Raw genomic sequence first — 1,476 nt, forward strand, 5'->3', positions numbered from 1 at the left:
CGCACATAGGCTTCGGATTCGCCAGACGCCAGAGCCAGCTCTGCAATCATGGTGGATGAGGCATTCATCAACGCATCGTTATTTTTTGCTTCAAACAGAGCATACAGCCGACGATACTCACGGGCTACACTAGCCCGGGTAGCGTTACTATCGCTTAATACATCGCCTTCCTCCCAGCACCAGGTGGGCATGATTTGGCGGTTCATGAAGTTGACCTCCAGCGTATCGTAATCCTCAAAATGGCTAAACTGAATATTGTTTTGCAGAGGCTGTAAAGAAGCACCGGGGTCTAAAAACACCACTCTTGGCTCGACGTCATCTTCTCTGGGCATCATGACCACCTCAAAGGCCACGTTGGCGCCGGTATTGGGGTTTTCACCAGGTGCCCTGTACAACAGAGAGACTCGAAGCTCACTGTCAGGCTCATACTCAAGAGGCCACACATTTAAATTAATTGTATTTTTGCCATTCTTAATGTGCTTAGAGATTGGTAGACGCGTGTCTAAATGACTCGACGTACCTGTAAAATTCAACATAATGTTATGAATACATAATGAACTAGGCATGCCATTCACAGACCAGCGTACTCCGAACTGATATTCTGTTTCCTGTACCATTGATGGCGCACTCATCATCATCAGCGCCATTAACAACCCCTGCACTCAACCTCCATTGCCTCATTATTCCCATCCGTACTGATTATGCGACTCTCATAACTGCGCTCATGGCTGCACTTTGGCACTACTGGAAGCGCTAATAATCTCGCCGCCATGGTCGGTCTTGCAGCCGAGATAGGCCGTGGGCCTGCCATCGGTGGTGGAGCTACTCGAACCTTCGATGATAGTAGCGCCACACCCCGTTTTATCGCCCACCCGGGCCACGGGCTGGCCCTCTACCTGAGAGGGCGAACCAGAGATAATTTCAGTGGTGCCATGGCCGGGAATAGGGCAACGATGCAGGTCACCCCTGCGTGAGATGGGCTTCATATACCGGTCGCCACGTCTGCCACTCGCCACTGGCCGTCGCGAGACTGGTAGAACACCACCGGGAAGCTGGCATAGCGTTCGCTGCCGCTCGGTGGGTGCTCCCAGAGAATCGGAGTGGGTTGAATACGCACCAACCTCCCCTCGGCAAGAAACTCCACCTGATCATCCTGAGAATCGTCGTTCCAGGATAGCGGCTGCAGTACCTCACCTTCTGGGCCAATCCGTTTATAGCCTGCTAGCCCACTTCGTGTATCTTCAATAAAGGCACGTGCGGAATCATGCTCCGTGAGCATATACGCCGTGCGCGCCCACACTGGCTCCACTTCACGAAAAATGGCCTCTGTGTCGTTGCGGGATATCAAGCCATGGATATGGCGGTACGCCTCACGCAGTTCCCGGCGCAGACGAGGAGTATCTTCCAGCTCTACCGCGTCGCGTTCCCAATGGAAGGGCGGAATCGGGTCGGTCACCGTAAAGCTAATATCCAGCC

At 53.1% G+C, this 1,476-nt stretch carries 3 protein-coding genes; all 3 read right to left on the bottom strand.

Annotated elements, in window-relative coordinates; translation table 11 throughout:
- A partial coding sequence (locus tag HP566_RS20850) for a hypothetical protein (RefSeq protein WP_249979221.1) occupies window positions 1-647 on the bottom strand: 647 nt, incomplete at its 3' end.
- 75 nt (window positions 648-722) lie between these two features.
- Window positions 723-986 carry a PAAR domain-containing protein gene (locus HP566_RS20855; RefSeq protein WP_249979222.1) on the bottom strand — a complete coding sequence of 88 codons (264 nt, stop codon included), beginning with the start codon at window positions 984-986 and terminating at the stop codon, window positions 723-725.
- The coding region (locus HP566_RS20860) for a hypothetical protein (protein ID WP_249979223.1) at window positions 983-1,476 on the bottom strand (494 nt) is incomplete at its 5' end. The genes HP566_RS20860 and HP566_RS20855, both read right to left, overlap by 4 nt.

The organism is Vreelandella olivaria (assembly GCF_023507745.1).
Taxonomy (GTDB): domain Bacteria; phylum Pseudomonadota; class Gammaproteobacteria; order Pseudomonadales; family Halomonadaceae; genus Vreelandella; species Vreelandella olivaria_A.

Excerpts from the sequence above, each read along its gene's own strand:
- HP566_RS20855 (WP_249979222.1), bottom strand. The coding sequence starts at position 986 with ATGAAGCCCATCTCACGCAGGGGTGACCTGCATCGTTGCCCTATTCCC.